Raw genomic sequence first — 2121 nt, 5'->3', positions numbered from 1 at the left:
GAGTATTAGCTGTTTTAAGATCATTCATATTAATTTCTTTGACTAATTTTCCTTTTTCAAAAAACTGCCATACACCTACCTTTTTACCATTCATAAACTTTCCTTGTGAAGCAATTGTTCCATCTCCTTTTCTAAAAATCGCTATTCCATTGTACTCACTCGCTTTGTATAGCGTTTCCTCCAATACGACTCCATTATCAGAATATTTTTTGTAATAACCGTCTTTCAAATCGTTTTTATAATTCGTTTCTTCTGCAATTTTTCCGTTTGTATAAAAAACGGAACGTAAGCCATCTAATTTTCCGTTTTTATAATGTTCAATAGTCATTGGTATATTAGAAGAATGATGGTAGTATTTCCATTCCCCTTCAAAAATTTTATTGGTTACTTTTCCTTCGCTAACTTTATTTTTTTGTTGGTCATAAAAAATAGTATATGCACTTCCGTCAGTAAGACTAAATTCACGTGTAGCAATGACGGAACCTAATTTTGTATCATCAAAAAACTTAAAAGTTCCTACTTCTTTTCCATGAGTAAAAGTTCCTTCGTACTTAGGTCTTTTAGATTCCTCATAAACACCTTTCCAAAGTCCATCTTTTTTTCCATTCCCATCTAATTTATTTATGTTAGATTGTGCTTGAAGTCCAAAAATAGATGTTGCGAAGAGCACAATAGATAGATTGATAACTTTCATGTTTTTATTTGTTTTATTAATGTTTTTCTAATAGAATTCGACTCTGATAAATAGTGGAGTTCGAATCATAATTTTAAGGATTAAAAATTAGACTTTTATTATTAATTGCCCACGTAATAATTTTTAAATACTTCCAAAGATAATCATTGTAAACTTGTTACTCCTGCCCCATATGTAAACGATAGTCAAGAAATAAAAAAGTTGTTTTTTTTAAGGGAATGACAAATTGAGCGTAGGTAGCTCATACTATGACCAACCTAGTAAAAAAACTTTTTGAATAGACTATAGTGTACAGCTGGTTGAGGCTCTACAAACAAACGCAATTACTGATTCAAAATTACATTTAAATCAAAAAAAAATCTCGAATAAACGAGATTTTTTTTAGAATTATTTCTTTTTTTGTTGGGCTTTAATCGCCTCTTGTTGTTCCATTACATCTTGTAATTTTTGTTGGAACTTACTTGGCTTTTTCGGCTCTTTTTTCTTGTTCTCTTGAATTTGAGCATGAATTTTATCTTCGTCAACAATGTAATTTTTGATTACCAATAATAATCCGATAGAGATTAAATTAGATATAAAATAATACAAACTCAATCCTGACGCATAACTATTAAAGAAAAACAACATCATTAATGGCGAAACATAAATCATGATTTTCATCATCTTCGCCATATCTGGCATTCCTTCTTGTTGTGGTTGAGCCATTTGTTGATCTCCTGTTGTCAATTTCATATAAAAGAAAATGGCAATCGAAGCTAAAATTGGGAACAAACTGATGTGATTTCCATAAGCTGGTATATGGAACGGCAATTCATAAACAGAATCAAAAGAAGATAAATCGTCTGCCCAAAGGAATGGTTTTTGTCTCAATCCGATGGCGGATGGAAAAAATTGAAATAAGGCATAGAAGACAGGCATTTGCAACAATCCAGGAATACAACCCGCCATTGGATTTACACCGGCTTTGTTGTATAATTTCATGGTTTCTTGTTGCTTTTTCATTGGATCTTTTTTGTATTTCTCACCCAATTCTGCAATTTCTGGTTTTAGTACTTTCATTTTTGCTTGTGACAAAAATGATTTATAAGTTACTGGAGACATCAATAATTTGATTAAAATCGTAAAGATGATAATCGCCCATCCATGCTCAATAAATGAACTCAATAATCCATACAAAGGAATGAAAGCATGACGATTAATCCAACCGAAAATTCCCCAACCTAGTGGCACAATTGCTTCTAAATTTTTATCGTATGATTTTAATAATTTATAATCTGTAGGTCCAAAATACAAATTCATTTTTTGGTCAATTTCACCGTTTTTGAACACTAACGGTACTTTAGACTTGAATTGTTTTGTAAAAACAGTATCAACTTCTTGATCATTAACTAAATTATTAGAATATAAATCTACTTTTTCAAATGGAG

General features: G+C 30.7%; 2 protein-coding genes. Both read right to left on the bottom strand.

The window, feature by feature from the left end; genetic code table 11:
* On the bottom strand, positions 1-694 hold a 694-nt coding region (locus WBQ70_RS13530; RefSeq protein WP_423915126.1), incomplete at its 3' end, for a toxin-antitoxin system YwqK family antitoxin.
* A gap of 387 nt (positions 695-1081) precedes the next feature.
* Positions 1082-2121: membrane protein insertase YidC (gene yidC, locus WBQ70_RS13525; protein WP_423915124.1), on the bottom strand; the 1040-nt coding region annotated here is incomplete at its 5' end.

Source organism: Flavobacterium sp. (genome assembly GCF_049590715.1).
GTDB lineage: Bacteria > Bacteroidota > Bacteroidia > Flavobacteriales > Flavobacteriaceae > Flavobacterium.
This window is presented reverse-complemented; position numbering and strand designations above follow the sequence as displayed.